The sequence below is a fragment of the Pseudomonas sp. 2995-1 genome (assembly GCF_002742505.1).
In the GTDB taxonomy this organism is placed as follows: Bacteria; Pseudomonadota; Gammaproteobacteria; order Pseudomonadales; family Pseudomonadaceae; genus Aquipseudomonas; species Aquipseudomonas sivasensis.
The window spans coordinates 1-331 of the sequence record NZ_LJSA01000461.1; the positions used below are offsets into that span (position 1 = coordinate 1).

1 pseudogene is annotated in these 331 nt (G+C 39.6%); it reads right to left on the reverse strand.

Features of this window, described 5'->3' with window-relative positions:
- Window positions 1-145 precede the first annotated feature (145 nt).
- Window positions 146-331 (reverse strand): annotated as a pseudogene (locus AOA61_RS31920) (M23 family metallopeptidase); the annotation flags it as partial.

The following is a 331-nucleotide window of genomic DNA, read 5'->3' on the forward strand; positions in this document are numbered from 1 at the left end:
ATTTCAAGAGATTTTTCTCCTGAACAAATGCTTCATTTCTTAATTGCTTAGTGCTTTGGTTGTACTTGTACAAACAATAGAGTGTACTCACTTACTTTTTCAAATCGTAAGGTAGATTCTTAGTATTGAATCTCAAGCCTTAGATTTAAGATTCGAGTCTATTATCTGCACTTTCTGGTGCTTCCTCTGGTCCACGTGTCTCAGCCGCTTCTTCAGAGTCCATTGAAGGTAAAGCAGTCATCGGCTGATCGATGTAGTCCATTGGATTTACTGGATGTCCACCTTTACGAATCTCGAAGTGAACATGTACACCTGCATCACTGTTGTAGAG